Origin of the sequence: Marinobacter sp. NSM, from assembly GCF_052380025.1 — a bacterium.
Classification (GTDB): Bacteria; Pseudomonadota; Gammaproteobacteria; order Pseudomonadales; family Oleiphilaceae; genus Marinobacter.
Window position 1 is genome coordinate 54,351 of sequence record NZ_JBQTCK010000003.1, and the last position, 26,248, is coordinate 80,598.

At 57.5% G+C, this 26,248-nt stretch carries 26 protein-coding genes; 17 read left to right on the top strand and 9 right to left on the bottom strand.

From position 1 onward, the window contains the following. The first annotated feature begins 31 nt into the window (after nucleotides 1-31). Nucleotides 32-1,624, top strand: coding sequence for an antiporter (locus ACTZWX_RS07930; RefSeq protein ID WP_444713474.1), 1,593 nt, complete (start codon nucleotides 32-34; stop codon nucleotides 1,622-1,624). A 90-nt stretch (nucleotides 1,625-1,714) separates the two neighbouring features. Here the strand turns inward: ACTZWX_RS07930 and ACTZWX_RS07935 are convergent, their stop codons facing one another. The 3 genes from ACTZWX_RS07935 to ACTZWX_RS07945 form a co-directional block, all read right to left on the bottom strand. Then, nucleotides 1,715-2,329: an ankyrin repeat domain-containing protein gene (locus tag ACTZWX_RS07935; protein WP_444713475.1), complete on the bottom strand. Its 615-nt coding sequence runs from the start codon at nucleotides 2,327-2,329 to the stop codon at nucleotides 1,715-1,717. A gap of 84 nt (nucleotides 2,330-2,413) precedes the next feature. Next, the gene (locus tag ACTZWX_RS07940; protein WP_444713476.1) at nucleotides 2,414-3,919 is read right to left on the bottom strand and encodes an MFS transporter; all 1,506 of its coding nucleotides are present in this window, start codon (nucleotides 3,917-3,919) and stop codon (nucleotides 2,414-2,416) included. Between the two features lie 47 nt (nucleotides 3,920-3,966). Then, a complete protein-coding gene (locus ACTZWX_RS07945; RefSeq protein ID WP_444713477.1) occupies nucleotides 3,967-4,428 on the bottom strand; it encodes a universal stress protein in 462 nt (153 codons plus the stop codon). Between the two features lie 275 nt (nucleotides 4,429-4,703). Between ACTZWX_RS07945 and ACTZWX_RS07950 the strand changes: the two genes are divergently transcribed. Continuing rightward, nucleotides 4,704-6,050 (top strand): MFS transporter, encoded by a 1,347-nt coding sequence (locus ACTZWX_RS07950; RefSeq protein ID WP_444713478.1) that lies wholly within the window; start codon nucleotides 4,704-4,706, stop codon nucleotides 6,048-6,050. Between the two features lie 18 nt (nucleotides 6,051-6,068). Beyond that, on the top strand, nucleotides 6,069-6,527 hold the full coding sequence (locus ACTZWX_RS07955; protein ID WP_444713479.1) for an EVE domain-containing protein: 459 nt from the start codon (nucleotides 6,069-6,071) through the stop codon (nucleotides 6,525-6,527). Between the two features lie 27 nt (nucleotides 6,528-6,554). Here ACTZWX_RS07955 and ACTZWX_RS07960 read toward each other — a convergent pair whose 3' ends face one another. Next, nucleotides 6,555-7,907: a hypothetical protein gene (locus tag ACTZWX_RS07960; protein ID WP_444713480.1), complete on the bottom strand. Its 1,353-nt coding sequence runs from the start codon at nucleotides 7,905-7,907 to the stop codon at nucleotides 6,555-6,557. A 216-nt stretch (nucleotides 7,908-8,123) separates the two neighbouring features. Here ACTZWX_RS07960 and ACTZWX_RS07965 point away from each other — a divergent pair, with 216 nt between their 5' ends. Next, nucleotides 8,124-8,945, top strand: coding sequence for an ion transporter (locus tag ACTZWX_RS07965; RefSeq protein WP_444713481.1), 822 nt, complete (start codon nucleotides 8,124-8,126; stop codon nucleotides 8,943-8,945). 5 nt (nucleotides 8,946-8,950) lie between these two features. Here ACTZWX_RS07965 and ACTZWX_RS07970 read toward each other — a convergent pair whose 3' ends face one another. Next, nucleotides 8,951-9,328 (bottom strand): SirB2 family protein, encoded by a 378-nt coding sequence (locus tag ACTZWX_RS07970; protein WP_444713482.1) that lies wholly within the window; start codon nucleotides 9,326-9,328, stop codon nucleotides 8,951-8,953. 125 nt (nucleotides 9,329-9,453) lie between these two features. Between ACTZWX_RS07970 and ACTZWX_RS07975 the strand changes: the two genes are divergently transcribed. Beyond that, entirely contained in the window at nucleotides 9,454-10,494 is a 1,041-nt protein-coding gene (locus tag ACTZWX_RS07975) for an NnrS family protein (protein WP_444713483.1), read from the top strand. Here the strand turns inward: ACTZWX_RS07975 and ACTZWX_RS07980 are convergent. After that, a complete protein-coding gene (locus ACTZWX_RS07980; RefSeq protein WP_444713484.1) occupies nucleotides 10,446-10,979 on the bottom strand; it encodes an SRPBCC family protein in 534 nt (177 codons plus the stop codon). The two genes, ACTZWX_RS07975 and ACTZWX_RS07980, sit on opposite strands and share 49 nt — an antisense overlap. A 252-nt stretch (nucleotides 10,980-11,231) precedes the next feature. Here ACTZWX_RS07980 and fabA point away from each other — a divergent pair, with 252 nt between their 5' ends. Next, nucleotides 11,232-11,741, top strand: coding sequence for a bifunctional 3-hydroxydecanoyl-ACP dehydratase/trans-2-decenoyl-ACP isomerase (gene fabA, locus ACTZWX_RS07985; RefSeq protein WP_061332961.1), 510 nt, complete (start codon nucleotides 11,232-11,234; stop codon nucleotides 11,739-11,741). An 11-nt stretch (nucleotides 11,742-11,752) separates the two neighbouring features. After that, complete coding sequence (fabB, locus tag ACTZWX_RS07990) at nucleotides 11,753-12,964, top strand: beta-ketoacyl-ACP synthase I (protein WP_444713485.1); 1,212 nt, start codon at nucleotides 11,753-11,755, stop codon at nucleotides 12,962-12,964. On the opposite strand, the gene ACTZWX_RS07995 is transcribed toward fabB, so the two are convergent. After that, nucleotides 12,965-13,321: a helix-turn-helix domain-containing protein gene (locus tag ACTZWX_RS07995; RefSeq protein ID WP_444713486.1), complete on the bottom strand. Its 357-nt coding sequence runs from the start codon at nucleotides 13,319-13,321 to the stop codon at nucleotides 12,965-12,967. A 187-nt stretch (nucleotides 13,322-13,508) separates the two neighbouring features. Between ACTZWX_RS07995 and trhP the strand changes: the two genes are divergently transcribed. The 8 genes from trhP (at nucleotide 13,509) to ACTZWX_RS08035 (ending at nucleotide 21,702) form a co-directional block, all read left to right on the top strand. Then, complete coding sequence (trhP, locus tag ACTZWX_RS08000; protein ID WP_444713487.1) at nucleotides 13,509-14,831, top strand: prephenate-dependent tRNA uridine(34) hydroxylase TrhP; 1,323 nt, start codon at nucleotides 13,509-13,511, stop codon at nucleotides 14,829-14,831. A 511-nt stretch (nucleotides 14,832-15,342) separates the two neighbouring features. Continuing rightward, entirely contained in the window at nucleotides 15,343-16,791 is a 1,449-nt protein-coding gene (gene sufB, locus ACTZWX_RS08005) for a Fe-S cluster assembly protein SufB (RefSeq protein ID WP_444713488.1), read from the top strand. 204 nt (nucleotides 16,792-16,995) lie between these two features. Further along, nucleotides 16,996-17,757 carry a Fe-S cluster assembly ATPase SufC gene (gene sufC / locus ACTZWX_RS08010; protein ID WP_152439007.1) on the top strand — a complete coding sequence of 254 codons (762 nt, stop codon included), beginning with the start codon at nucleotides 16,996-16,998 and terminating at the stop codon, nucleotides 17,755-17,757. 15 nt (nucleotides 17,758-17,772) lie between these two features. Beyond that, on the top strand, nucleotides 17,773-19,059 hold the full coding sequence (sufD, locus tag ACTZWX_RS08015; RefSeq protein ID WP_444713489.1) for a Fe-S cluster assembly protein SufD: 1,287 nt from the start codon (nucleotides 17,773-17,775) through the stop codon (nucleotides 19,057-19,059). Nucleotides 19,060-19,063: 4 nt separating this feature from the next. Continuing rightward, nucleotides 19,064-20,317, top strand: a complete 1,254-nt coding sequence (locus ACTZWX_RS08020; protein ID WP_444713490.1) for an aminotransferase class V-fold PLP-dependent enzyme — start codon at nucleotides 19,064-19,066, stop codon at nucleotides 20,315-20,317. A gap of 12 nt (nucleotides 20,318-20,329) precedes the next feature. Further along, nucleotides 20,330-20,686 (top strand): HesB/IscA family protein, encoded by a 357-nt coding sequence (locus ACTZWX_RS08025; protein WP_444713491.1) that lies wholly within the window; start codon nucleotides 20,330-20,332, stop codon nucleotides 20,684-20,686. An 18-nt stretch (nucleotides 20,687-20,704) separates the two neighbouring features. Next, the gene (gene sufT / locus ACTZWX_RS08030) at nucleotides 20,705-21,247 is read left to right on the top strand and encodes a putative Fe-S cluster assembly protein SufT (protein ID WP_152439009.1); all 543 of its coding nucleotides are present in this window, start codon (nucleotides 20,705-20,707) and stop codon (nucleotides 21,245-21,247) included. After that, a complete protein-coding gene (locus tag ACTZWX_RS08035) occupies nucleotides 21,244-21,702 on the top strand; it encodes a SufE family protein (protein ID WP_058090504.1) in 459 nt (152 codons plus the stop codon). The genes sufT and ACTZWX_RS08035 overlap by 4 nt, the downstream gene beginning before the upstream one ends. A gap of 2 nt (nucleotides 21,703-21,704) precedes the next feature. Here the strand turns inward: ACTZWX_RS08035 and ACTZWX_RS08040 are convergent, their stop codons facing one another. Together ACTZWX_RS08040 and ACTZWX_RS08045 are read right to left on the bottom strand one after the other, a co-directional pair. After that, nucleotides 21,705-22,907: a flagellar assembly protein T N-terminal domain-containing protein gene (locus tag ACTZWX_RS08040; protein ID WP_444713492.1), complete on the bottom strand. Its 1,203-nt coding sequence runs from the start codon at nucleotides 22,905-22,907 to the stop codon at nucleotides 21,705-21,707. A gap of 33 nt (nucleotides 22,908-22,940) precedes the next feature. Further along, the gene (locus ACTZWX_RS08045) at nucleotides 22,941-23,480 is read right to left on the bottom strand and encodes an LPP20 family lipoprotein (RefSeq protein WP_444713493.1); all 540 of its coding nucleotides are present in this window, start codon (nucleotides 23,478-23,480) and stop codon (nucleotides 22,941-22,943) included. 248 nt (nucleotides 23,481-23,728) lie between these two features. Between ACTZWX_RS08045 and traF the strand changes: the two genes are divergently transcribed. Both traF and ACTZWX_RS08055 read left to right on the top strand, forming a co-directional pair. Continuing rightward, nucleotides 23,729-24,973, top strand: coding sequence for a conjugal transfer protein TraF (traF, locus tag ACTZWX_RS08050; RefSeq protein ID WP_444713494.1), 1,245 nt, complete (start codon nucleotides 23,729-23,731; stop codon nucleotides 24,971-24,973). 161 nt (nucleotides 24,974-25,134) lie between these two features. Continuing rightward, nucleotides 25,135-26,247, top strand: coding sequence for a multifunctional CCA tRNA nucleotidyl transferase/2'3'-cyclic phosphodiesterase/2'nucleotidase/phosphatase (locus ACTZWX_RS08055; RefSeq protein WP_444713495.1), 1,113 nt, complete (start codon nucleotides 25,135-25,137; stop codon nucleotides 26,245-26,247). The last annotated feature ends 1 nt before the right edge of the window (nucleotide 26,248 follow it).

Here is a 26,248-nt window from a genome sequence, read left to right on the forward strand (position 1 = left end):
TCCGGCATGTTGTCACCAAGGAGCAAACACCATGGCAAAAACCAACGCAGACATTGAACACTGGGATGTCGAAAACGAGGAATTCTGGGAACGGGAAGGCAAGAAAGTCGCCTCCCGCAACCTGTGGATCTCCATTCCCAGCCTTTTGATGGGCTTCGCCATCTGGCTGATGTGGGGCATGATCACTACGCAGATGATCAACCTGGGATTCCCGTTCTCGGTTGAGCAACTCTTTACCCTGACCGCCATTGCAGGCCTTTCAGGTGCAACGCCTCGTATCCCAGCCTCTTTCATGATCAAGATTGCCGGGGGGCGTAACACCGTATTCCTGACCACCGCTCTGCTCATGATCCCGGCATTGGGCACCGGTATTGCACTGATGAATCCGGATACCCCGTTCATTGTGTTCCAGGCACTGGCACTGTTGTCTGGCATTGGTGGCGGTAACTTTGCCTGCTCCATGAGTAACATCAGCTCGTTCTATCCGAAGAGCAAGCAGGGTTATGGCCTTGGCATGAATGCCGGGCTTGGCAACTTCGGCGTGACCACCATGCAGATTCTGATTCCACTGGTGATGACTGTCGGTATCTTCGGAGCGCTGGCCGGCGCGCCGATGGAACTGCAAAGCCCGAGCGGCACGTTGATCGGCCGGATTGAGGCGGGCACCGATACCTGGATACAGAATGCCGGCTTCATCTGGCTGGTGTTTCTGATCCCGCTGGCCTTCGCCGGCTGGTTCGGCATGAACAACCTGAAAGTAATCACGCCGAATCCGGGCAGCCCGATATCTGCCTTCGGCAAGATTCTTGGCCTGTATGGCGTCGGTCTTCTGACCTCCCTTGCCGGCGTATGGGCGTTAGGCATCCTGAACATGTGGGTAGCCTTGCCACTGACGATTATTCTGACCCTCGTGCTGTTGCGACTGATCCCCGGCGATATCAAGCCCAACATCCAGAAGCAGTTCGCCATCTTCAGCAACAAGCACACCTGGTCCATGACCGTGCTGTACATCCTGACCTTCGGCTCATTCATCGGTTTCTCAGCGGCCTTGCCTCTGTCTATCAGCGTTATCTTCGGCAACATGATGGAAGTGGCAGCGGATGGCAGCGTTACCCGGGTAGCCAATCCTGATGCCCCGAGCGCGCTCACATGGGCATGGATAGGACCGTTTGTCGGCGCACTGATTCGCCCGGTTGGCGGCTGGATTTCAGACAAAATGGGCGGCTCCATTGTCACCCAGATCATCTCCGTGGTGATGGTGGTTGCGTCGGTAGCCACAGGTTACGTCATGATGCTGGCGTACAACTCAACCGATCCCAACGCCTACTTCCCGATTTTCCTGGTGCTGTTCATTGTGATGTTCGCCGCCAGCGGCATTGGCAACGGCTCTACCTTCCGCAGTATCGGTGTGATCTTCGATCAACAGCAGAAAGGACCGGTACTCGGCTGGACCTCTGCCGTTGCCGCTTACGGCGCCTTCATCGCACCACGGGTAATGGGGCAAGAAATCCAGGCAGGTACCCCGGAAGTTGCCATGTATGGCTTTGCCGTGTTCTACGCAGTTTGCTTGGTGGTGAACTGGTGGTTCTACCTGCGCAAGAATGCCTACATCAAGAACCCGTAATTGCACCAATCAAAGCGTTAGACCCCTGCTTGCCGGCCCCACAAGGGCCGGCTTTTTTGTGCCCAGAGTCCAGAACTTGAGGGCACCTATTCAGGGCTCGCAACCCAGTACCTGCCGGATTTGCTCCAGCTCATCCGTTGCCTCAACATCCGCCGACGCCGCCAGCGCCAGATCCTTTGCCGTTTGGCCCTGATGGTTTTCGATGTCAGGGTCTGCGCCAGCGGCCAGCAATACACGCACCAGCTCCGAAGACCGATTGCGGATAGCCATCATCAGCGCGGTCTGGCCTTTCTCCGCTTCCTGAAGGTCCGGGTTGGCTCCACGCTCCAACAACACGGCAACAGAATCTGCCCTGTTGTTGATGACCGCTCCCATCAGGGCGCTGTAGCCAGTCTTTTCCGTGTGATCAATACTCGCTCCCTGATCCAGCAGATACTCCAGTATTTCCAGGTGACCGCCAGATGCCGCTCGCATCATGGCGGTCCAGTTGCAATCGTCACCGGCGTCAATCCGCGCCCCCTGTGCAACCAGGTTTCGAACCCTGGCAGCATCGCCTTCCTCGGCAGCAACAATCAACGATGTTCGGCCACGTATATCCCGGGCCTCAAGATCTTCTCCAGCGCTGAACAGCTGCCAAAGAGCCAACAGCAACCCAACCGCCACCAGGCCACCGATGACACCGGACCAACGCTCCCAAAAGCTCATACGCACTCCTCCTCGTTTCAGCCATAATAAAAAACCCGCCAGGATTGCTCCATGGCGGGTTTCGTATGCTCGGTGTTCGAGGCGTTATTTTGCTGCTTGTAGTGCCGCTCTCTGGCGCTCCTCCTCTTCGATCTGCAAATCGACAGAAGATACGTGGTACTCATCAGAGAACGCGCTCTCAGGCTCCTTCAGCCAGAGGATACACAGCACCCAGCTGATGAACGCCCCGGCAGAGATAATGAAGAAGAACTGAGACGGTGTTACGAAGGTGAAGATGGTCAGATAGACCACCGCCCCGACGTTACCGTAGGCCCCCGCCATACCAGATATCTGCCCGGTCAGGCGGCGCTTGATGGACGGAATGATGCCGAAGGTAGCCCCTTCTGCACCCTGCACGAAGAAGGAGGTGAAGACGGTAATGCCAACCGCAATGATCAGCGGCCAGTTGGAATTGAGCAGTCCCATCAGGGCAAAGCCCAGGCCAATACCGAACATATAGCTGAGCATAACAAACCGGCGGTTGCCCATACGGTCAGACACCAAACCACCCATCGGGCGCGCCAGCAGGTTTACGAAGGCAAATGAGGCTGCAATCAGGCCGGCGGCCGTCGCACTCAGGCTCCAGGTTTCCTCGAAGAACATCGGCAGCATAGAGACCACCGCCAGCTCGGCACCGAAGTTGGCGAAGTAGGTACTGTTCAGGGCAGCCACACTGCTGAACGGGTACTTGTCGTCTTCCGGCACACCCTTTTTAAGGATTGGAATGTTCACCCGCAGAATCTGGATAATCTGGTAACAGACAATCAGGAAAATCGCCGCGTAGCAAATGGCAGCGCCCATGGGGCTCAGGTAGCCCAGGTTCTGGATGCGCCAGACCAGGATGGCCAGCACGCCAATCAGCGGAATGGTCCACAGGATGAGCTTGACCAAGTCACCCCAGCTGCTCACTTCCATGGCAGACGCCTTGCGCGGCTTGCGGTGCACAGTGCCTTCCGGGCCGTCAGTAATGGCGAACCAGTACCATACGCCGTAACCGGCCATCACGATGGCGCTCTGGGCAATCGCCCAGCGCCAGCCGTCATCACCACCGTACATAGTGATCGCAATGGTTGGCAGCGTCATCGCGGCAGCAGCAGAGCCAAAGTTACCCCAGCCGGCGTAGAAGCCTTCGGCAAAGCCGATGTCTTTAGGCTTGAACCACATGGCGGTCATGTGGATACCCACCACAAAACTCGCACCAATCGAGCTCAACACCAGACGACTGATCAAAAGCTGAGTCATGGTGTTACCGAAAGCAAACGCCAGGGCGGGAATGGCCATCACCACCATCAGCACCGAGAACACCCGGCGCGGCCCAAACCGGTCCAATGCCATACCCACAATGATCCGTGCGGGAATAGTCAGCGCCACGTTACAGATAGCAAACAGGCGCAGGTCGTCTTTGGTCAACCAGTCCACGCTCTTGAGCATGCTGGATGCCAGGGGCGCCATATTGAACCAGACGTAGAAGGTAATGAAGAAAGCAATCCAGGTCAGGTGCAGGGCCCTGATCTCAGGATTACGGACGCGGAATACGTCAGCGACTTTCATTTTAAGCCTCCGGGCTTACAACAAGGGGAAACAGAATCCCGGCCACCTTAGCGGCTGGGCAGAATCAGGAGCGGACACTGAACACGGCGGGCCAAAAATGAGCTGACGCTGCCGAAGGTCATGTAGTCCAGTTCGTCCACGAAATAGGTCAGGGAACGAGCGATAAAGCCGCCATCGGGTTCATGGCTATGGCGGGCCAGCACCAGCATGTCGGGCCGTACTTTTTTCTCGGCCGCGAACAGCAGCATTTTGCGGGCATCACCATCCAGCAACATGGTTTCTGCCTCTACGCCCTGGTTCTGACATACTTCCAGAGCCTCCTTGAGGTGGCCCTTGAGCTCACTGACCTCTTCCTGGAACAGATCTTCATTGCTGGATGTGATATCTCGGGGGTTCTCTGCCACAGCCACCAGGGTCAGCCTGGGCGACAATGCGCGAAACATGGTGATGGTTTGCGCTAGGGCCAGCCTGGCATTTCTGGAACCATCGTAGGCAATCATGATGTTCATGGGGTTCTCCAATGCATTCAGCTGCCGGATGATCTGGCAGTGCTTTGATTTTCGTCAGCATTACCCCACAGCAACGAGGCGCCATAATTGATGTAGGTCAAGCACCTGCCCGCGTACCCCACCAGAGAAATCCCACAGCTATCACCTGCCGCGCGATAGCCCCTGAATGCATACCACCCCTGCACCCAGCAGGAGGTACCTCCAATGCACCCGAAGCAAAACCGGCATATTTGATATGGTTTACCTGAAGCCATTCACCCTGTTCGAGAGCGGCCATGACCACCACTCCGACACCGAAAGAACAGTACCGGGCGCTGGGGTTATCTACCTTTGCGTTCACTCTCTGCTTTGCGGTCTGGACCATCTTTTCCATCATCGGCATCCGTATCAGCGAAGAGTTGGGGCTGAGTGACACCCAGCTTGGCCTGCTGATGGCCACCCCGATTCTGACCGGTTCCATCAGCCGCCTTTTTTTGGGCATCTGGACAGACCGTTACGGTGGGCGCTGGGTATTCGGCATTTTGATGCTGACAACAGCGGCCTGTGTTTACCTGCTCACCTTTACCACCACTTACCCGATGATGCTACTCGGCGCCCTGGGCATGGGCCTCGCCGGCGGCGCGTTTATCGTGGGGGTTGCCTACACCGCTGCCTGGTTCGAGCCCTCCAGACAGGGCACGGCGCTGGGTATTTTCGGGGCGGGTAACGTGGGGTCGGCGGTCACCAATTTCGGCGCACCGTTCTTACTGGTCGCCTTTGGCTGGGAAAAAACCGCTCAGATCTATGCCCTGGTGCTGGCGGTAATGGGTGTCTTCTTTATTGTGTTCGCGAAAACCGACCCCTTGGCACAAGCACGGGCCAATGCCGAGCAAAAATCCTTTGCTGAACAGATGGCACCACTGAAAGAGCTCAGGGTCTGGCGCTTCGCGCTCTACTATTTCTTTGTTTTTGGCGCCTTTGTCGCCCTGGCGCTCTGGCTGCCCCATTACCTGATTGGGGTTTATGGGCTGAATATCCAGACCGCCGGCATGATCGCCGCCATGTACTCAGTGCCCGCCTCCCTGTTCCGCATTCTTGGCGGCTGGCTGTCTGATCGTTATGGTGCCCGCCGGGTTATGTACTGGACCTTCATTGCCTCGGTGGCCTGCACCTTCCTGCTCAGCTATCCACCAACGGAATACGTTATCCACGGCATTGAGGGCGACATCCGCTTCAGTTTCGAGATCACTCTGGCGCTGTTCGTGGTGCTGACCTTTGTACTCGGGTTCTTCATGTCTTTGGGTAAGGCGGCAGTGTATAAACACATCCCGGTGTACTACCCTATGCAAGTTGGTGCAGTTGGCGGTGTGGTCGGTATGATTGGCGGATTCCTGTTGCCGTTGGCTTTCGGTGTACTGAACGACATTACCGGCATCTGGCAGAGCAGTTTCATGCTGATGTTTATTATTGTCGCAACTGCACTGGCCTGGATGCACCACGCCATCCGCAAGGCCGAACGGGCCGAGTGGGCGGCCCATGAAGAGCGCACAGACCTGCCGGAACTGGCGTCGCCGCAGCTGTTCTACCCACTCAGCCGGCAGCATCAGGAAACACCACTGGTGAAGCCGCCACAGCAGCCCTGACAACGAGAGACCTTGCCCATGGCCAAGTGGCTGGTAAAAACGGAACCTTCAGAATGCAGTATTGACGACTTTGCTGCCAAATCAGGCAGCAGCATCCCGTGGGATGGTGTGCGGAACTATCAGGCACGCAATTTCATGGCACAGATGGCAGAGGGTGATGAGGTGTTTATCTATCACTCCAGCTGCAAACACATTGGCATTGCCGGCATCGTCACCGTGACCCGCAGCGCCTACCCGGACCCCAGCCAGTTTGATTCGGAATCGCCCTATCACGACAGCAAAAGCACGCCGGAAAAACCCCGCTGGCAGGCGGTGGATATGGCCTTTGAGCGCAAACTACCACGCCTGATCCCACTGGATGAACTGAAAGCCCTGCCGGGGCTCGACAACCTGCCGCTGGTGAAGAAAGGCAGCAGATTGTCGGTAATGCCGGTCAGTGATGAGGAGTGGCAGATCATTCTGCAACAGGTGGCGTAGCCACCTGTTGCTTTGAATGACCGTTCCTCACTCATCGTGAGGAATTGGGTCTGGGCTTCTGTCCCAGCCCACCAGGGCGAGCGTCGCCACAACCCCCAGCAACAAGCCCTGCCAAGGCTCGAAGAACGCCAGGGCCGCGCCAATCAGCACTACGGTACCCCGTGAGGCGTTATCCCTCGGGATCGACATGGCAATGTAAGCACAGGCGAAGCCGGTGAGTACCAGCGTCAGAGACAGCGCCACACCCAACAGGGGCTTGAGCCCGGTCAGTAATGGCAGCAGGAAGTAAATGAACGGCAGACCCATCAGGTAATAAGATGCCAGCCCACTGTGCAGGCTGTTCATGGACTTGGGCCCCTGCTTCCAGCGTTGGACCACGATAACGTGCACGCCGGTCCAGACCGCGCCCTGAGTGGGGAAGAACGGTGCCACAATGCCCATGATGGCGTTGCGGATGGACAGGGAAAAGTGGGTGCGGTTCAGGTTAATGTCGATGTGCTCGTCCTTGCGGACTTTCAGGCCTTCCCGCAGCACTTCGTTACCGGTGACCAGGTCACCGAACAGGATGATGTAGGCAATCAGGGCCAGCGGAATACTCTGGATGATCATCTCTTGTGATGGCCAGCCATTCACCAGCGGCGATGCCTTGGCCAGCGCCTCTCCCAAAGGCGGCACCACAAAGCCCCACTGGATATCAAAACTCACCTCACCCACCAACGGCCCGATAATCGCAGCGGCCAGAAAACCCGGCAACAAGCCCAACGCCCCCAGCATGAAAAAGAACCGGCTTCGGGCTTTGAGCTTCTGCATCGGCACCGAGAAAGTAAAAATCAGACAGATGGCGCAGGCCAGCCCCGTCGCAATCGGCTGCTCCAGCAGGAAACGCTCGGCATCATCCACGAACACCCGTTTGAGCGCTGCAATGGACGCACCCAGAATAATGCCTGCTTTCAGGGTATCCGGCAGCCAGATAATGAATCGCCGCCCCAACCCGGTAATGCCCAGTATCAAAACCAGGGTCGCAAACACCAGACTCAGGGCGGTCATGGCCTGAAACCGGCTGACCGGGTCGTCATAGCCACCAATCACAAACGCCAGGATCAACGGCAACGCAGGCGTTATCCAGCCCCCCGCATAAGGTTCGCCGAAAACAATGACTGCCGAAGCTATCAAGGAAGCATGAATCATGGAAAGCGCAACCGCCTCCTCAAAACTCAAACCGAAAAAGGCTGTCATCACAGGTATCAAAGCCAGGCCGGTCGCCGCAGAGACAAAGAGCCCCTGCAGAAACTCCGACCAGCATAACCGGGTATGGTAGAACGGCACGCGGAAGGTAAACGGGCCCCAGCGCCAGCCGGCTAACTCAGGTCTTTCTGCCATGGGAGGTCACTCTCTTGTATTTGTTGTGAGTCACCTGATTATGGAAACCCTTTCCTCATAGCACGAATGAATAATTCTGATCATGTGAAATAAGCACTGTTTATAAAATGCAAGCATCCCTCACAGGCCAATGCTGATCAACATTCAGGCTACCCAATACCCTCTGAGCGCTTTAGAATCCGGCTCCTCGCGAACTTTCTGGAGTCTTTGTCTGCCATGTCCTCCGAACTAAGCCCTGTTTCCGGTTTTGAACAACTGCGCCGCATTGAGTCCAGCAAACTCTTTCAGGGCGCGGTGATTGCCATCATCATTCTTTCAGCGCTGACCATCGGTGCCAAAACCTACGATGTCCCGCCACTGGTGGAGCGAAGCCTGAGCGTGCTGGACAATGCCATCACCCTGTTCTTCCTGGTGGAGATCCTGTTCCGCTTTGGCGTCTGTCAGAACAAAAAACGCTTCCTGTTCGATGGCTGGAACCTGTTTGATACCCTGGTGGTAATCGGCAGCCTGATTCCGCTGGATAACGCCGAAGCGGTGCTGCTGGGCCGCCTGCTGCGAGTGTTCCGGGTGCTGCGACTGGTTTCAGTGGTGCCTGAGCTGCGCTTTTTGATCAATTCTCTGCTCAAAGCCATCCCCCGCATGGGCTACATCGCCCTGCTGATGTTCATCATCTTTTACATCTATGCGGCCATGGGCTCCATGTTCTTTGCCACCATTGACGAGGTGCTTTGGGGTGATGTCTCCATTGCCATGCTGACCCTGTTTCGGGTAGCCACCTTTGAAGACTGGACGGATGTGATGTACGACACCATGGCGGTGTATCCGTTAAGCTGGATTTACTACCTCACCTTCATATTCCTGACGGCCTTCGTGTTTCTGAACATGATGATCGGGGCAATACTGGAGGTGATGGGCGAAGAGCAGAACGCCAAGGAAGCTGAAAAAGCTCACGACGAGCGAGATGAGATCGCCCGCCAGCTCCAGGCTGTTCAACAACAGCTCCAGGAACTGACCAGGCAGATCAGCGGGAGGAAATAGGCGTTTTAGCCAAAGAACGGTTTGGCCATGGCCAGGTGGAGAATGGCGAGCACCTGGGCCAGGGCCAGAACAGAAGCGACAATCCGCACCGGTTTGGCCACGGTGGTTTTCAGCGCAAACACCCCAGCAATGATGTAACCAATCAGCAGCACGATCTTGGCAATCAGCCAGCCCGGCATGGCGCTGATATAACCGACCACAAACAGCAGGGAGATGGCGGACACCAGCAAGACGGTGTCGTTGATGTGCGGAATGAAGCGGAGCGGGGTTTGCCGCCAGCCGGGTCGGCCGGCCGCATCCAGCACCAACCGCAGAGTGAACAGGATAATCGTCAGGTAGGCGGTGGCCATGTGCAGCATCTTCAGCAATACGTAGGCACTCATAGAACATTCCTTTCCTAATCAAAATGATGCCCGCATTGTACGCAAAATACCCCGAAGCAGGTATGGTTTCTCAACCTCATCACCTTTAACATATACTGCATATACACGTTTTGGGGAGATTAGTTATGCAGTCCATTCCAGCCTCTCCTGAGCGCGCCTCCGCCAGCGTCAGCCAGCTCTTCAGTTACCCGTTCCGGATTTTCTTTCTGTCTATGACCGTACCAGCTATTGTCGCCATCCCCCTTTGGGTGCTGGAAGTGACCGGTACGGTACGACTGCCCCTGGCCATGCCGGGCCTGTTCTGGCATCAGCATGAAATGCTGTTCGGTTTCCTGTCTGCTGCCATTGCTGGCTTCTTGCTGACCGCCGTGTGTGTCTGGACCCAAACCGACCGAACCCACGGAGCGCTTCTGGCAGGGCTTTGGGGCGTCTGGCTGGCTGGCTGCCTGCTCCTGGCCTTTGGCGGCAACCTGCCGGAGTGGCTGGTACAGGGCGTTAACCTCGCCTTCCTGCCACTGGTGATGATCGATGCCGGCTGGCGCGTATGGAAAGCCCGGCAGAAACGGCAGGTGATGATTCTGGTGGTGTTGGGGCTGCTCTGGCTGATGCAGATCGGCTTCGTAACCCGGCTGGATATGGCGGCGGTGTTCTCCATGATCCTGTTGATGGTTTCGCTGGTTACCGGGTGGCAAACGGTAACCGCCATACTGGCGGTGGTGGCTGCCGTGCTGATGCTGGTTCGCCTGGCAAACTGGAAAGGCTGGCTGGTGCGCAGTGAACCCTTGTTGTGGATACTGCACCTGTCCATTCTCTGGGTACCGGTGGCCTTGCTGTTACTCGCCGGTTCTTTGCTGGCAGGCTGGCCAAGCAATGCCTGGACCCACGCCGCGGGTACCGGCGCCGTTGGCTGCCTGATTCTGGGCGTGATCGCCCGGGTCTCCCTGGGTCACACCGGCCGCCCACTGATTTTACCCAAAGGCATGGTTCTGGCTTTTGTGGCGGTTCAACTGGCGGCGGTTATTCGAGTTATTACCGCATTTGATGTCATTCCCTGGCACCCCGGCATCGGCACCAGTACCGCGCTGTGGGTGATCGCCTACGCTATCTTCCTGATTCGCTACACCGGTGTACTGGCAAGCCCCAGGGCCGATGGCCGAGAGGGGTAAATAGATTCAAACCTGGCCCGCGCCCGGCGGAAACAGTCCGCCGGGAAATGTATGCTGATGCCTTCCAGGGCGGCCATCAGCATTTCCATATGGGCATCCCACCCGGCACAGGCAATGGGCACCAACTCATCATCCGGCAGCAGCAGGGTCAATGTCAGACGCGTGCCCCCTCCATCCGGCTCAAGGCGCCATTCCAGCGGCCGCTCCGGTGCATCGCCGGCGCTCCAGGAGTAGGCCAGCAATCGGTTTGGCTCGCAGGCGGTAATCTCACAGTCAATGGGGGTGCCACTGTTACCGAAATCCAGCTGCACACGGCCACCACGCTTCGCTTCCAATACACCCGGCGCCAGCCATTGGGCCAGGCAGACAGAGTCCGTGAGCATTCTCCAGACTGCTTCCGGCGAGTGGTCAAGAGCCCGCACAAGCGTGGCAGTAACCCGACCGTTCACCTGTACCAATTGGCCGTCAATGGTTTCCTGATCCATCCTGTCGCCTCCTTATACATTAGCCCGTTTTCCTGAAACCAGGCTATCAACTGAAAGCAAAACCCATAGGCGCGACCAAAGTAGCAAGCCTCCCGTGCGAGCACCTTGATGACCATCAAAACAGGATTTCTGCGAACTATTTCCAAACTAAGGGGAACTTCACGCCGGCTATCATCCACTAAAGGTCAATAGCCCTTCTGGCGATAAGCGCTAAAGTAGAAGAAATGATTCTGCAACAGAGACACAGGCAATATGTATCCTGATCACTTTGACAAAGAAGACCTGATCCGCTGTGGTCACGGCGAATTGTTCCCGGGCGACATGCGCCTGCCCATCGATGAGATGCTGATGGTAGACCGCATCACCCACATTGCGGCAGACGACGGTGAATTCGGCAAAGGCAGCCTGGTGGCCGAACTGGACATCAACCCGGACCTCTGGTTCTTCAAAGTGCATTTTCAGGGCGACCCGGTGATGCCCGGCTGCCTGGGCCTGGATGCCATGTGGCAGCTGGTGGGTTTCTTTCTGGCCTGGACCGGGGGCGAAGGCAAAGGCCGCGCCCTGGGTGCCGGCGAAGTGAAATTCTTTGGCCAGGTGTTACCGACCAACAAAAAGGTTACTTACCGCCTGGACATCAAACGCCTCATTCGCCGTAAGCTGACTATGGCAATTGCGGATGCCCGTATGGAAGTCGACGGCCGGGAAATCTACACCGCCAAAGACCTTCGGGTTGGCCTGTTCACATCTACTGATGACTTTTAGGAGTTAGCACGATGCGTCGCGTTGTTGTAACCGGCATGGGGATTGTCTCCAGCCTCGGAACCAACCAGAAAGAAGTAGCCCAGTCCCTTCGGGAATCCCGCTCCGGCATCGCCTTCAGTGAAGAGGCCAGAGACAACGGCTTGCGCAGCCACGTTGCGGGCAAGATCGACCTGAACCTGTCGGAACTGATCGACCGTAAGATCTGGCGCTTCATGTCGCCGGCGGCTGGCTACTGCTACCTGTCAGCAAAAGAAGCCATCGAACAGGCAGGCCTGACCGACGAGCAAATTCGCGCCAACAGCACCGGTGCGGTGTTTGGTACTGGCGGCGCCTCCACCGTGGAGCTTCTGGACGCCATCGACACCCATCGCGACAAAGGCATTCGCCGGGTTGGCCCTTATCGGGTGCCCCGCACCATGGGTAGCGCGATCAACGCATCCATTACTACCGCGTTCGGTATTACCGGCATCAACTACGGCATCACCTCTGCCTGCGCCACCAGTGCCCACTGCATTGGCCACGCGGCAGACCAGATCGCCCTGGGCCGCCAGGAAGTGATGCTCGCTGGTGGTGGTGAAGACATTCACTGGACCCTGAGCCTGATGTTTGACGCCATGGGCGCGCTGTCTACCAAGTACAACGACACTCCGGAACAAGCCTCCCGCACCTACGATACGGACCGTGACGGCTTTGTTATTTCCGGTGGTGGCGGTGCACTGGTACTGGAATCCCTGGAGCACGCCGAAGCCCGCGGCGCCACCATCCTGGCGGAACTGGTTGGCTTTGGTGCCACCTCAGACGGCGCCGATATGGTCGCCCCGAGCGGTGAAGGTGCGGTTCGCTGCATGAAGCAGGCCATGGCGCAAGCTGGTGGTGAGATTAAATACATCAACACCCACGGCACCAGCACCCCGGCCGGGGACATCACCGAGCTCAAAGCCCTCAAGGAGACGTTTGGCGACAAGATCCCGCCGCTGAGCTCCACCAAGCCCCTGTGCGGCCACGCCCTGGGTGCCGCTGGCGTGCATGAGGCCATCTACACCCTGATCATGCAACGGGAAGGCTTTATTGCCCCGTCTGCCAACATCCAGAACCTGGACGAAGGCGCCGAAGGCTACCCCATCGTTCGGGAACGCCAGGACAACCAGAACCTGGACCTGGTGATGAGCAACAGCTTCGGCTTTGGCGGCACCAACGCCACCCTGATCTTCAAGAAAGTCTGATCAGGACAGCCTGAGCGAGCGGTATTCAGCCGGCGGAGTGCCCATCCAGCGCTTGAACGCCCGGCTGAATGCGCTGAGTTCCGAAAAACCAAGCTGTTCGGCAATTTCCACCAGCGGCTTGGTTTTATCTTTCATATAAGTAATAGCCTGCTCACGGCGAACCTGTTCCAGTAACGACGCAAACGTCAGTCCCTCTTGCCGCAGCTTCTTGTGCAACGTGTAGCGACTCATATTCAGCTGTCCTGCCACTGTCTCCACACCCACCTTGCCACGCGCCAGCTGTAACCGGATCAGCACACTGACCCGATTACTCAGAGAACGCTTTGAAACCTCAGCCCCCAGAGGCTCCGATGCCATGCCAATTCCCCCTGCCATTCTGCTTTAATCCACTGTGAAAGTTTGTCAGCGTACACATGTTAGCCGAGATCAATCAATACGACCTTTGAGCAAGATCAATGGCGATGCACTCAGTTTAGGGCAAACTCCACATTTTTCATGATGCCCTTCCTGCAACCCTTGATGACCAGAACCACCCGGAGCTCCCATGACCACCCCGGAACTGCTCGCGCCCGCCGGCACCCCCGAACACCTTGAAACCGCCTTCGCCTACGGCGCCGATGCCGTCTATGCCGGCCAGCCAAGGTACTCGCTAAGAGTAAGGAACAACAGCTTCAAAGACGTTTCAGCCCTCGGCGCCGGCATCGAGCGCGCCCACGAATTAGGCAAACAGTTCTACCTGGTCTCCAACATCGCGCCCCACAACGACAAAGTGCGCAGCTACCTGCGAGACCTGGCACCAGTGCTGGAGCATAAACCCGATGCCCTGATCATGTCCGACCCGGGGTTGATCATGCTGGTGCGGGAACACTGGCCAGACCAACCGATTCACCTCTCAGTCCAGGCCAACGCCGTGAACTGGGCCACTGTCGAATTCTGGCGCCGTCAGGGCATCAACCGGGTCATCCTGTCCCGGGAACTGGCCCTGAACGAAATCCGCGAAATCCGCGAAAAAGTCCCCGAGATGGAACTGGAAGTGTTCGTACACGGTGCGCTGTGCATGGCCTACTCCGGCCGCTGCCTGCTGTCCGGCTACATGAACCACCGCGACGCCAACCAGGGCGCCTGCACCAACGCCTGCCGCTGGAACTACAAACCGGTGCAACACAGCCACGACCAGACCGGCGACCTGATCGCCACCTCCGCCGACGCCGTGGAAACCTTCGAGCCGAAAGAAATCCTCCTGGAAGAACCCAACCGCCCAGGCGGCTTCATCCCCGCCTACGAGGATGAACACGGCACCTACATCATGAACTCCAAAGACCTCCGGGCCGTCCAGCACGTCGCCGAACTGGTCAACATGGGCGTCCACTCCCTGAAAATCGAAGGCCGAACCAAAAGCACCTACTACGTCGCCCGCACCACCCAGGTCTACCGCCAGGCCATCAACGACGCCCTCGCCGGCAAACCCTTCGACATGCACATGATGGACGAACTCGAAGCCCTCTCAAACCGCGGCTACACCGAAGGCTTCCTCCGCCGCCACGTACCCCAGGAATATCAGACCTACGAACAGGGCTCCTCTTACCTGGGCACACAGCAAGTGGTAGGCACCATTACCGATGCGGATGACCGATGGCTCACCATCGACGTCAAAAACAAATTCGCCCCCGGCGACCAACTCGAACTCATCACCCCGGCCGGCAATCTGCGCTTCAGCGCCAAAACCATGGAAAACCGCCAGGGCCAAGCCATGGACTACGCCCCGGGCAGCGGCCACATTGTTAAAATCCCCAGGCCGGAGAGCTTGCCGGAGAAACTGGACTTCACTTACCTGACCAAGATTTTCCCCGATAGCCCAAAGAGTTAAAGGGAAGCTTAGTGGGGCGGTCCGCGTAATGTCGCCGGAGCCGGGCGGGTACGTCTTCCCAAAACCTTGCGAAGCCATGGATGGCGGAGCAGAGCGTACACGGACGTATTCACAGCGTGTTTTGGGAAGACGTACCCGCCCGGCGACCGCACCAACCCTGAAGGCTACAAATGCCCTGACTCCAAGCCAGAAAACAAACCAAAGTCTATCAAAGCAATAACCCGCGCCTTAGTGCCCCGAGGGCCGATTAAGGTATAATCCCTACACAACCGATTTAATACCTGACTAAATTACTCTGGTATTGTATAATCGCTCGCCAGAAGCAACGGGAAACCGGCAAAAACGCCCCATCCCGTCATCCAAAAACCGATTGCAGGGCGTACTCAAGGACACGAGCGACCACTGCAACGCCAGCGAAAAGATGACATCCGCCGACACCGCCCAGCCGAAGGCTGGCTCGGCGAAACACCGGGCACCATGCCCCAGATGAGAGAATTACGGAGCGACGATCATGGCGACCACCGACAACGAGGTGAAAGAGCTGATCAAACGGGAATACGAGCACGGATTCGTCACCGAGATTGAATCCGATACCTTCGAACCCGGCCTCAATGAAGATGTAATCCGCCGCCTGTCTGAAATCAAACAGGAACCGGAATTCATGCTCGAATGGCGTCTGAAAGCCTATCGTCGCTGGCTGGAAATGGATGAGCCGGAATGGGCGCACGTGGACTTTCCCAAGGTGGACTACAACGCCATCTCCTACTACTCCGCGCCCAAGAAAAAAGAAGACATGCCCCAGAGCCTGGACGAAGTCGATCCGGAGCTGCTGCGCACCTACGAAAAACTGGGCATTCCCTTGCACGAGCGGGCCAAGCTGGCCGGCGTTGCGGTTGATGCCGTCTTCGATTCCGTTTCAGTAGCCACCACCTTCAAAGAACCGCTGGAGAAAGCCGGCGTAATCTTCTGCCCCATCTCCGAAGCGGTGCAGAAATACCCGGAACTGGTGAAGAAATACCTCGGCAGCGTCGTCCCGGCCGGCGACAACTACTTCGCCGCCCTCAACTCCGCCGTGTTTTCCGATGGCTCCTTTGTGTATATCCCGAAGGGCGTCCGCTGCCCCATGGAACTGTCCACCTACTTCCGTATCAACGCAGCGAATACCGGACAGTTCGAGCGTACCCTGATCATCGCCGAAGAAGGCAGCTACGTAAGCTACCTGGAAGGCTGCACCGCCCCGATGCGGGATGAGAACCAGCTGCACGCCGCCGTGGTGGAACTAGTGGCCCTGGACGACGCCCAGATCAAATACTCCACCGTGCAGAACTGGTACCCGGGTGACGAAAACGGCAAAGGCGGCATCTACAACTTCGTCACCAAGCGCGGCGCCTGCATCGGCAAGAACTCCAAGATCTCCTGGACCCAGGTAGAAACCGGCTCCGCCATCACCTGGAAATACCCGAGCTGCGTACTGCGCGGTGAGAACAGCGTTGGTGAGTTCTACTCCGTCGCCCTCACCCACAACTACCAGCAGGCCGACACCGGCACCAAGATGATTCACCTTGGCAAGAACACCAAGAGCACCATCATCTCCAAGGGCATCTCCGCCGGCCGTAGCTCCAACGCTTACCGCGGCCTGGTAAAATTCGGCCCGGGTGCGGAAGGTGCACGTAACTTTACCCAGTGTGACTCGCTGCTGATCGGCGACCGCTGTGGCGCCCACACCTTCCCGTACATTGAAAGTCAGAACAAATCGGCCATCGTGGAGCACGAAGCCACTACCTCCAAGGTCAGCGACGAGCAGATGTTCCTGTGCCGTCAGCGTGGTATCGACCCGGAACAGGCAGTGTCCATGATCGTGAACGGCTTCTGTAAAGAGGTGTTCAAAGAGCTGCCGATGGAGTTTGCGGTAGAAGCCGGCAAGTTGCTGGAAGTCAGTCTTGAGGGTTCTGTGGGCTAATCTTTATGGCCCCGCTGGCCTTGGTGGGGGTCAGCAAGCCGGGTGGTACGACAATTAAAGCAGTTGAAGTTAGGTAGGACGGCAAGTAAACAAGTTTCGCGGAAGGGCTTGCCTGAGGGCTGATCCACCCAGCGTCGAGGTTAGCGATATAAATTCCAGGGTGGGACAAAGAATTCAGACGGTTAAAAAGAGAGAAGCGTACAAATGCTGAGCATCAAAAACCTGCACGCCTCCGTTGAGGGCAAAGAAATCCTCAAGGGCATCAACCTGGAGATCAAAGCCGGGGAAGTTCACGCCATCATGGGCCCGAACGGTTCCGGTAAGAGTACCCTGTCACAGGTTCTGGCAGGCAACGACGCATTTGAAGTTACCAGCGGCGAAGTCACCCTCAATGGCGACAACCTGCTGGATCAGGAAACCGAAGAGCGCGCCCGCGAAGGTATCTTCCTGGCGTTCCAGTACCCGGTGGAAATCCCCGGTGTCAGCAACCTTCAGTTCCTGCGCACCGCCGTAAACGCCATGCGCAAGCACCGGGGTGAGGAAGAGATGAACGCCGCGGAATTCATGAAGCTGGCCAAAGAAGTCTCCAAACAGGTAGACCTGGATCCGGCCTTCCTCAAGCGCGGCGTCAACGAAGGCTTCTCCGGCGGCGAGAAAAAGCGCAACGAAATCATGCAGGCGCTGCTGCTGCAGCCGAAACTGGCCATTCTGGACGAAACCGACTCCGGCCTGGACATCGACGCCCTGAAAGTGGTGTCCGATGGTGTTAACGCCCTGCGCTCAGAAGATCGCGCTATTTTGATGGTGACCCACTACCAGCGCCTGCTGAACCACATTGTGCCCGACTACGTGCACGTGCTGGCCGGCGGCAAGATCATCAAGTCCGGCGGCCGTGAGCTCGCCCTGGAACTGGAAGAGAAAGGTTACGGCTGGTTGGGCATCAAAGACGAAGACACCAGCAACTGATCAGGAGGTCGCGGAATGAAATCAGCACCCACGCTTTCCAGCGCCTTCCTGCACCCGGCCGGGCAATCTTTGCCGGAGCCGTTGCTGGCGCTGCGTAAAAAACGGGCCAGCGCACTGGTGGACATGCCACTGCCGACCCGAAGAACCGAGAACTGGAAGTATTCCAGCAAGTACCTGAAGCTGGCCGACGATATGGCCATCTCGTTGCTCGCTGAAGGCAAAGGCGGCAACAGCCTGGCGGTGCCGGGTTACAAGGTTGTTTTCAATAACGGTGTGATGATCCCGGAAGCCAGTGAGTATCCGGACCTGAACGGCATCATCATCCAGAGTTTCAGTGATCTGGATGAAGACGATGCCAAGGCGGTGTCATTGCAATTGGGCTGCACCCTGGACCATGATCAGGCGCAGTTTGCCCGCGTGAACGGCGCCCGTTTTGAGGACGGCCTGTTGATTCGCCTGAAGCCGGGTGCCGTGCTCGACCAGCCGCTGTTTGTGATCCACGAAACCACCGCTGATGTCAGTGGTTCGGCCTATCCGCGCATATACGTGGAAGCCGGCGCCAACAGCCAGATGACGCTGGTGGAAGAATACATTTCCAGTGGTGATGCAAGCGCCCTGGTTAACACCGTTACCGAATTCAACCTGGCCGATGGCGCCAACATCACCAGCATTCGCCTGAACATGGAAGGCGAAAACGTTCAGCACATTGGCGCTACCGGCGTTCTGCAGCAACGCAGCTCCCGGTTCGAAAGCCACTGCGTGGGCTTCGGCGGCCCGCTGCGTCGGCACGACCTGCAGGTTCGCCTGGAAGGTGAAGGGGCCGAAACCAAGCTTAATGGTGTGGTGGTTACCCAAGGCAAGCAGCATTACGACAACCACACATCCATTGACCATGTGGCTGCCCACTGCAACAGCGAAGAGACCTACCGCAATATTGCTGCGGACCAATCCCACGCTATCTTCAACGGCCGGATTCATATCCACCAGGACGCCCAGAAGTCCAACGCGGATATGAACAACAAAAACCTACTGCTGTCTAACGGTGCAGAGATCGATACAAAGCCGGAACTGGAGATCTATGCGGACGACGTCAAGTGCGCACACGGCGCCACCATTGGCCAGCTGGATGAAACCTCGGTGTTCTATCTGGTATCCCGCGGCATTGGCCGCCGGCAGGCCAACGTGTTGTTGACCATGGCGTTTATCAATGAGCTGGTGCAGCAGATTCCGGTGGAAGCCGTGCGCGAAACTGCCCAAGCGCGGCTCAACGATTTCTTTGAGCAAACCTTTCAGGAGGCCTGAGGGCATGACTGACCTGTCCGTGGTAAAGAACACCAACTCCCCGGCGTTTGATGTAGAAGCCATCCGCCGAGACTTCCCGATCCTGGCACAGGAAATCAACGGGAAGCCGCTGGTGTATCTGGACAACGGCGCTTCGGCCCAGAAGCCGCAGGCGGTGTTGGATGCCATGGAACGCTACTACAGGGAAATGCACTCGAACGTGCACCGGGGCGCCCATACCCTGGGGGACCGCGCCACAACGGCTTTTGAAGGCGCCCGGGAAATCGTGCGGCACTTCCTAAACGCTCCCAGCACCAAAGAAATCATTTGGACCCGGGGCACCACGGAGGCCATCAACCTGGTGGCCAACGGCCTGGCTCCGCGCCTGAAAGCCGGCGATGAGATCCTGGTCAGTCATATGGAACACCACGCCAACATCGTGCCGTGGCAGATGATCGCCGAGCGCACCGGCGCCAAAGTGGTCCCTGTGCAGGTTACCTCCGAAGGCGAGCTTGACCTTGATTCATTCAACAGCTTGCTGAACGAGCGCACCCGAGTATTGGCCCTTACCCACGTGTCCAACGTGCTGGGCACAGTAAACCCGGTGGCGCCACTGATCGAACAGGCGAAGAAACAGGGCGTGATCACCCTGATTGACGGCGCCCAGGCCGTGCCCCACTTCAAGCCGGATGTGCAGGCACTGGGTTGCGATTTCTACGTGTTTTCATCCCACAAACTGTTCGGCCCCACCGGCATCGGTGTGCTGTATGGCCGTGCAGAACTACTGGAAGAAATGCCTCCTTACCAGGGTGGAGGCGAGATGATTGAGCGGGTGTCGTTCGAGCGCACCACCTGGAACGTTCTGCCCTACAAGTTTGAGGCTGGCACCCCGGCAATTGCCGAAGCCGTCGGCCTCGCGGCCGCGATAGACTACCTGGACAGGCTGGACCGCCAGGCCATGGAAGCGGCAGAAAATGCCCTGCTTATCCATGCCAACGAGCTGGTAGAGACGGTTCCAGGCATGGAGATTATCGGCACCGCGAGGCAGAAAGTACCGGTAATGTCCTTCAAGATTGCCGGCCTGCACCCAAGCGACATCGGCACCCTGCTGGACCAGCAAGGCATTGCCATCCGCACTGGTCACCACTGCGCGATGCCACTGATGGATTTCTACGGAGTACCCGGTACAGCCCGGGCTTCATTTGCGTTCTACAATACGCTGGAAGAGGTCGAGAAACTGTTTACCGGCCTGCAAAAGATCCAGCGCCTGTTTGCCTGAGGAGGTGGAAACATGTCAGCCGAAGTCTTCACCCCAAGTGATGTGAACGTGACCATGACTCCGACGGCGGTCAAACACGTTCGCAAACAACTGGATAAAAAACCGGAAGCCAAGGGCATTCGCCTGGCCATCAGGAAGAGTGGCTGCTCCGGTTTCAAATATGAAACCCAGTGGGTGGAAACCCCGGAATCCGACGACCGTATTTTCACCATCGACGGCGTGGACGTGTTCGTAAAGCAAGAACACCTGCCCCTGGTTAACGGCACTGAAATCGACTTTGTCACCGAGGGCGTGAACTCGCTGTTCCGCTTCCGCAACCCCAACGCGACAGCGGAGTGTGGTTGTGGCGAGAGTTTTACGGTGGCATAAACAGAGGTCTTACAGAACATGCAAGAACGGGAAGTTGTTCTAACCAAGCGCGAAGTGGAGGCCCGGCTGGTGCCTTCCGGTACGGAAATCATGATTCCGTCGGACACCTTCGTGACCATCACCCAGTCCCTCGGTGGCACCTTTACCGTAGCGGTGAATGGCAACCTGGCTCGCATTGAAGGTCACGACGCAGACGCCCTGGGTAAGCAGCCCCTGGAAAGCAGCTTTGAGACCCCGGAAGACGGCACCATCAACGAAAACCAGGTGTGGGAAGCCCTGCGCAACTGCTATGACCCGGAAATCCCGGTGAACGTGGTGGACCTGGGCCTGATCTACAACTGCAAAATCGAGAACGGCACCGAAGACGGCAACCACATTCACATCACCATGACCCTCACCGCCGCGGGCTGTGGCATGGGGCCCGTCATAACCAACGATGTGCAAACCAAGGTGGAGCATGTCCCCAACGTCGACAAGGTAACGGTTGAGCTGACCTTTGATCCGCCCTGGAACAACGATATGCTCACCGACGAAGCCAAACTCGAACTGGGAATGCTATGACCGCCAGCAAGGAACAATTTCTCGACAACCCTCTGGGGGTAAAAACCACCCTGGAAGACGTTCTGGACGCCTTTGAGTTTCTGGACGATTGGGAAGAGCGCTACGCCTACATCGTGGACCTGGGCAAACAGTTGCCGGCGTTCCCGGATGACGAGCGGACAGAAGAGAATTACGTGCATGGCTGCCAGAGCCAGGTGTGGCTGGTTCACCATCACGATGAGGACAGTGGCAAACTGTTCCTGCTGATCGACTCAGACGCCATCATCGTGCGCGGTCTGGCGGCCATTATTCTGGTAGCCCTGAACGGCAAGACACCGCGAGAATTGTTGGCCACTGACATCGACGAACTGTTTGAACAACTGGACCTGTTCCGCCATATCTCCCCGACACGGGGTAACGGCCTGCGGGCTATGGTCGGGAAGATCCGGGACATCGCGGCGGCCGAGGCCGCCTGATCTCACCAGATTATCGCCATATCGTCTCTCTGGATATTTACCTGGCCACCGGTCACCGGCAGGCGACCGGTGCTGAAATCCGGGTGGACGTTATCGAGGGTAATGGACACCTTCGCATCCGTCAGCTCCGGTGTACCATCCAGTGAATCGAAATAGCGCTGACTACGGTAGATATTGAGCTCGTCGCCCGGCCGCAATCCGGCTGTCGCGCCGGAAGCCAGGGTCACACGATTGCTCTCCACACGGGTCACCCGGGCCATGAACGGTTGACACGCCAGCGCATTGTTCACGGCTATCGCCATGTCATCAATCACGCCTGACACCGCCTGCCCCCACTCCGATTTTTCAAAGCCGGCCGAAGCAAAGCTCCCCGTGCCAGCACCTTTCGGATCCCAGCGGGCAGAAGTTTCAAAGCGCTGACGAAACACTGGCGAACCGCTGAAGCCATCGAACACCATCACTTCTGCTTCAAAGCGGCGACTGGTATCCACCAGGCCAATGCCACGCCGCATGCGATTGACGATGGAACTGCCCCAGGCGTTTGGATCTGCTATCCCAATATCGCGAATCACACCCGACACCACGAATTGTGCTCCCAGTTCCCGGGCCAGCTGGACCACATTAGTCAAATGATTCGCCGCCAGATTCTGGCGCGAGGTCGGTGCGTCCGGCAGCTCGCTAAACAATTGCAACGAGGTAGACCCAAGCACCTGCATTCTGCCATGAGACTGCAAGCGGGCAATCAGTGCCTGCGGCAATTTCTCGCCGGCATCATCGAGCCCCGGGTTTCCTCCCTGCTGTGGCCGGACAATCGGAAATCCGGTCACTGCAACTCGCTTGCGCAGCCCGGAGGCTTCTCCTGCTTTGCAGCTTTCGGTACCAGGGGCATCCGCCATCTCGGCCCGCACCACCACCCGCAAAAGGTTGCCGCTGCGGTATTCATCCACGATGGTGGCGTTACGTAACTGGGCGGTGGCCGAAAGCCGGGTTCGGGACTGTGTCAGCTCACCGTTTTCAAGCGTATCCTGGGTGCTTACGCTGGCCTCGTACTGCAGGGCGAGATCGCGCATGGCCGCCTGCCGGGCCTCGGCACGGGCCTGGTCCAGATTGTTCTCCCGGATATTGGCATGGCCTACCCCCTCAAGCACGGCGGCACTGACCACGCCCGAGCAGACCCACAGCAACAATAGAACAATGGCTTTCATACTTCTCCCGCATTCCGCCAAGGCATTAGCGGATTAATCCAGATAATAGAGTGACTGGGTGCGCCGGGTTTCCACATCCCCTACCCGGTCATTCTGGCGCGGCATGGGGATCATGCATTGGTCCTGAACCTGATCATCCACCACCCGTGAAACGCACTCGCGAAACCTCGGTTCCAGCTTGAGCTCCATCACCGTCTCAATCACACCATCGCTGTGCTCGTTCACCGCCACCATCCGCGCACCGCGTATATAACTGTCAACATAGGTGCGGAAGTTGTCATTGTTAACGACAAAATCATTCACCGTGGAGCTGCCGTAAATCACCGTACCGTATACCTGCTCAGCCAGGTTCCGATAGGCATCCAGTTGCGAAGCGCGCCGGGCCATCAACCGCTTTCGAGGATCTATTCGGTCTTCACGGACATCCTGGTAGGTGCCAAAACCACTGACCCGAACCGTGATGGGTTCAAATTCGGTACGGGTATCCTGCGAGCTGTTCTGATAGCTGCCCACCGGCGCGCAGGCTGCCAATGTAAAAACCAGAACAGGCACGAGAGTCCATCGCAGTGCCATTATCTTGTCTCCGGAAAACACTTTTGCAGCATCCATGAAAAAATCACGCCAGCATCAGCAACCCAATGATGTTACTTGCTTTTTCAAAACCAACGATCTTTCTCCCACGGGAAAGCGGCAACAGTCTGCCTTCGTTTACAGTTCGGGAACAAACCGTTACCCGTTGTGAGCTGCTTCACGAATTAAACTCGTCTAACCTTTCAAGTGCTTAATTGTTTGTACCTGCATATAACAACTCAGGACTGTTCATGAAAACAAACCGCCTTTGCAAATTGTCCCTGGCCATCAGCCTTTCCCTTGCCACCACCTCTGCCCTTGCGAGCCCTCAGGCACCCATGTCTGCGCGCTCGTTCGCCATGGGCGGAACTGGCGTCGCCGTAGCACATCCCTCTGCTGCCCCCCTGGCCAACCCGGCCATGATGGCGGCACCCCAGCACGACTGGGCGGATGATTTCGGCCTAATGCTGCCCTCGGTCAATGCACGATTTGCGGATGAAGAAGAAGTTGTTGATCAGATTGATGATATTCAGGACACAATTGATGAACTCGAGCAATCCATCAACAGCCTGAATCAGGGATCTGCCCAGGACAATGCCGGAAAGCTGCGTGAGCAGCTTCAGAATTTCGACCGTGATACTGTCCGAGTGAATGCCGGTCTCGGATTGGCCGTTGCTCTTCCCGGGCCCAGCCTGTCGGTTGGAGTGATGGCGAACGGCAACCTGACCGCAACCGTTCGAGGCGAGTACAGCGAAAACGATGACGCCCGATTGGCAGCTGTCGAAGCCGGAATCCTGACACCTGGCATTACCGACGAACTGGAATCCAGAGGCAGCATCCTTGCCTCTGCAGTTGCAGAGGTTGGTTTGAGTTTCGCCAAATCCTTCGAGCTCAATCACGGCGAGCAGCTTCAGCTAGGCATAACCCCCAAGTACGTCGAACTCCGTACCTTCCAATACACCGAACGAGTCTCAAGATTCGACGAAGATGATTTCGACGCTGACGAGTTCGAAACCGACAAAAGCGGCTTCAACCTGGACATCGGTGCCGCCTATGCCTTCGGCGAAAACCGCGAGTGGAATGCAGGCATTGTTGCCAGAAACCTGATACCCATGGAGCTGGACTCTGCCCAGGCTCGAGGCGAAGAGAAACGCACCCTCGAACTCAACCCCATGGTAACCGCCGCCATCGCCCACAAGAGCGACTACCACGTAGTCACCGCCGAACTGGACCTGACCAAGAAAAAAGCCTTCGGCTTTGAAGACGATACGCAATGGCTGGCTGTCGGCGCCGAATTCGACGCCTGGCGTTACGCCCAGCTGCGCGCCGGTATCCGCCACAACCTGGCCAGCAACAGCGACAACGACGGTATTGAAGAAGATACCCAGTTCACCGCTGGTCTGGGCCTGAATGTTCTTGGCGCCCGTCTGGATATTGGCGCCCTGTACAGCAGCGCTGATGTAGGTGCCGCGATCGAGCTTGGCACCTCCTTCTGATATCGCCGCAGTTCCAGAGCCCGGCCTGCCCCGCAAGCCGGGCTTTTTTGTGCCTCACCGCGTCCTTGCCACTCAAAGTCACGGTTGGGGTTTGCCTACGGCAGACTGTGGCCGGATAATCTACCGATCTGCACCCACACACCAAAGGAAACCCCAGCTCCATGCAAACCTATCTGGTAGGCGGCGCCGTTCGGGACAAACTGCTCGGCCTTGAGGTAAAAGACCGTGACTGGGTCGTGGTTGGCAGCACACCAGATGAAATGCGAGCGAAAGGTTTCAAGCAGGTAGGGGCCGATTTCCCGGTATTCCTGCACCCGAAAACCGGTGAGGAATACGCTCTGGCCCGCACCGAACGCAAGCAGGGCCGGGGCTACCATGGGTTTACCGTATACAGCGCCCCGGATGTCACCCTGGAGCAGGATCTGAAGCGCCGGGACCTGACCATCAACGCCATGGCAGAAACCGAAGATGGCGAGTTGGTCGATCCTTTCCACGGTCACGGCGACCTCGAGGAGAAAAAGCTTCGTCATGTGTCCGAAGCCTTTGCGGAAGACCCCCTGCGCATCCTTAGAACCGCCCGGTTTGCCGCACGACTGCAACCCATGGGTTTTACCGTATGCCACGAAACCAGGGCCCTGATGCAAGAGATGGTCCGTGAGGGCGAACTGGGGGACCTTGTTCCGGAGCGCGTATGGCAGGAGGTTCAGCGAGCACTGCATGAGAAAGCACCAGGTGTCTTTTTCGATGTGCTCAAAGACGTTGGCGCCCTGGAGGTTCTGATTCCAGAGCTCGCCTGCCCCGGCATTCTCCAGGACGGGCTTCAGGCCCTGCATTGCGTGCACCGGAAAAACGGCAACACGTCGCAGCGCTTCGCCGCATTGCTGTGCGCCGTGCCGGAACCCGCCGCTGTCGCTCGCGCAAAAGCCATGAAAAGCCCGAATGACTGCAAAGACATGGTACACCAGGTCTGTCTTTACATGGAGCACCTGGGCGATCAGAGCCCGCAGGTCCTTGCGCCGGAGCAAGCCCTGGCGTTGTTGGAGAAAGCGGACCTCTGGCGCCGCCCGGAGCGCTTTATTGAATTGCAGGAAACCCTGGCTTGCGCCGTTAGCCCCGGCCAGTCCGACAGCCTTGACCGGCTCAACCTGGCCGCACGACACGCCTCAGCGGTTAACCCCCAAGACCTGATCAAACAGGGCCACAAAGGAAAAGCCCTGGGCGATGCAATCCGCAACGAGCGGCTGGCACGTATCAAACAGGCATTGACCAACTGAC

Coding starts and splice junctions, on each gene's coding strand:
- ACTZWX_RS07960 (WP_444713480.1), bottom strand. CDS start 7,907: ATGGCAGAAAGACCTGAGTTAGCCGGCTGGCGCTGGGGCCCGTTTACC.
- ACTZWX_RS07980 (WP_444713484.1), bottom strand. CDS start 10,979: ATGGATCAGGAAACCATTGACGGCCAATTGGTACAGGTGAACGGTCGG.
- ACTZWX_RS08045 (WP_444713493.1), bottom strand. CDS start 23,480: ATGGCACTGCGATGGACTCTCGTGCCTGTTCTGGTTTTTACATTGGCA.
- sufC (WP_152439007.1), top strand. CDS start 16,996: ATGCTGAGCATCAAAAACCTGCACGCCTCCGTTGAGGGCAAAGAAATC.
- ACTZWX_RS08055 (WP_444713495.1), top strand. CDS start 25,135: ATGCAAACCTATCTGGTAGGCGGCGCCGTTCGGGACAAACTGCTCGGC.
- sufT (WP_152439009.1), top strand. CDS start 20,705: ATGCAAGAACGGGAAGTTGTTCTAACCAAGCGCGAAGTGGAGGCCCGG.
- ACTZWX_RS07930 (WP_444713474.1), top strand. CDS start 32: ATGGCAAAAACCAACGCAGACATTGAACACTGGGATGTCGAAAACGAG.
- ACTZWX_RS07970 (WP_444713482.1), bottom strand. CDS start 9,328: ATGAGTGCCTACGTATTGCTGAAGATGCTGCACATGGCCACCGCCTAC.
- ACTZWX_RS07995 (WP_444713486.1), bottom strand. CDS start 13,321: ATGGCATCGGAGCCTCTGGGGGCTGAGGTTTCAAAGCGTTCTCTGAGT.
- fabB (WP_444713485.1), top strand. CDS start 11,753: ATGCGTCGCGTTGTTGTAACCGGCATGGGGATTGTCTCCAGCCTCGGA.
- trhP (WP_444713487.1), top strand. CDS start 13,509: ATGACCACCCCGGAACTGCTCGCGCCCGCCGGCACCCCCGAACACCTT.
- sufD (WP_444713489.1), top strand. CDS start 17,773: ATGAAATCAGCACCCACGCTTTCCAGCGCCTTCCTGCACCCGGCCGGG.
- traF (WP_444713494.1), top strand. CDS start 23,729: ATGAAAACAAACCGCCTTTGCAAATTGTCCCTGGCCATCAGCCTTTCC.
- ACTZWX_RS08025 (WP_444713491.1), top strand. CDS start 20,330: ATGTCAGCCGAAGTCTTCACCCCAAGTGATGTGAACGTGACCATGACT.
- ACTZWX_RS07965 (WP_444713481.1), top strand. CDS start 8,124: ATGTCCTCCGAACTAAGCCCTGTTTCCGGTTTTGAACAACTGCGCCGC.
- ACTZWX_RS07975 (WP_444713483.1), top strand. CDS start 9,454: ATGCAGTCCATTCCAGCCTCTCCTGAGCGCGCCTCCGCCAGCGTCAGC.
- ACTZWX_RS07940 (WP_444713476.1), bottom strand. CDS start 3,919: ATGAAAGTCGCTGACGTATTCCGCGTCCGTAATCCTGAGATCAGGGCC.
- ACTZWX_RS07945 (WP_444713477.1), bottom strand. CDS start 4,428: ATGAACATCATGATTGCCTACGATGGTTCCAGAAATGCCAGGCTGGCC.
- fabA (WP_061332961.1), top strand. CDS start 11,232: ATGTATCCTGATCACTTTGACAAAGAAGACCTGATCCGCTGTGGTCAC.
- ACTZWX_RS08035 (WP_058090504.1), top strand. CDS start 21,244: ATGACCGCCAGCAAGGAACAATTTCTCGACAACCCTCTGGGGGTAAAA.
- ACTZWX_RS07935 (WP_444713475.1), bottom strand. CDS start 2,329: ATGAGCTTTTGGGAGCGTTGGTCCGGTGTCATCGGTGGCCTGGTGGCG.
- ACTZWX_RS08020 (WP_444713490.1), top strand. CDS start 19,064: ATGACTGACCTGTCCGTGGTAAAGAACACCAACTCCCCGGCGTTTGAT.
- ACTZWX_RS07955 (WP_444713479.1), top strand. CDS start 6,069: ATGGCCAAGTGGCTGGTAAAAACGGAACCTTCAGAATGCAGTATTGAC.
- ACTZWX_RS07950 (WP_444713478.1), top strand. CDS start 4,704: ATGACCACCACTCCGACACCGAAAGAACAGTACCGGGCGCTGGGGTTA.
- sufB (WP_444713488.1), top strand. CDS start 15,343: ATGGCGACCACCGACAACGAGGTGAAAGAGCTGATCAAACGGGAATAC.
- ACTZWX_RS08040 (WP_444713492.1), bottom strand. CDS start 22,907: ATGAAAGCCATTGTTCTATTGTTGCTGTGGGTCTGCTCGGGCGTGGTC.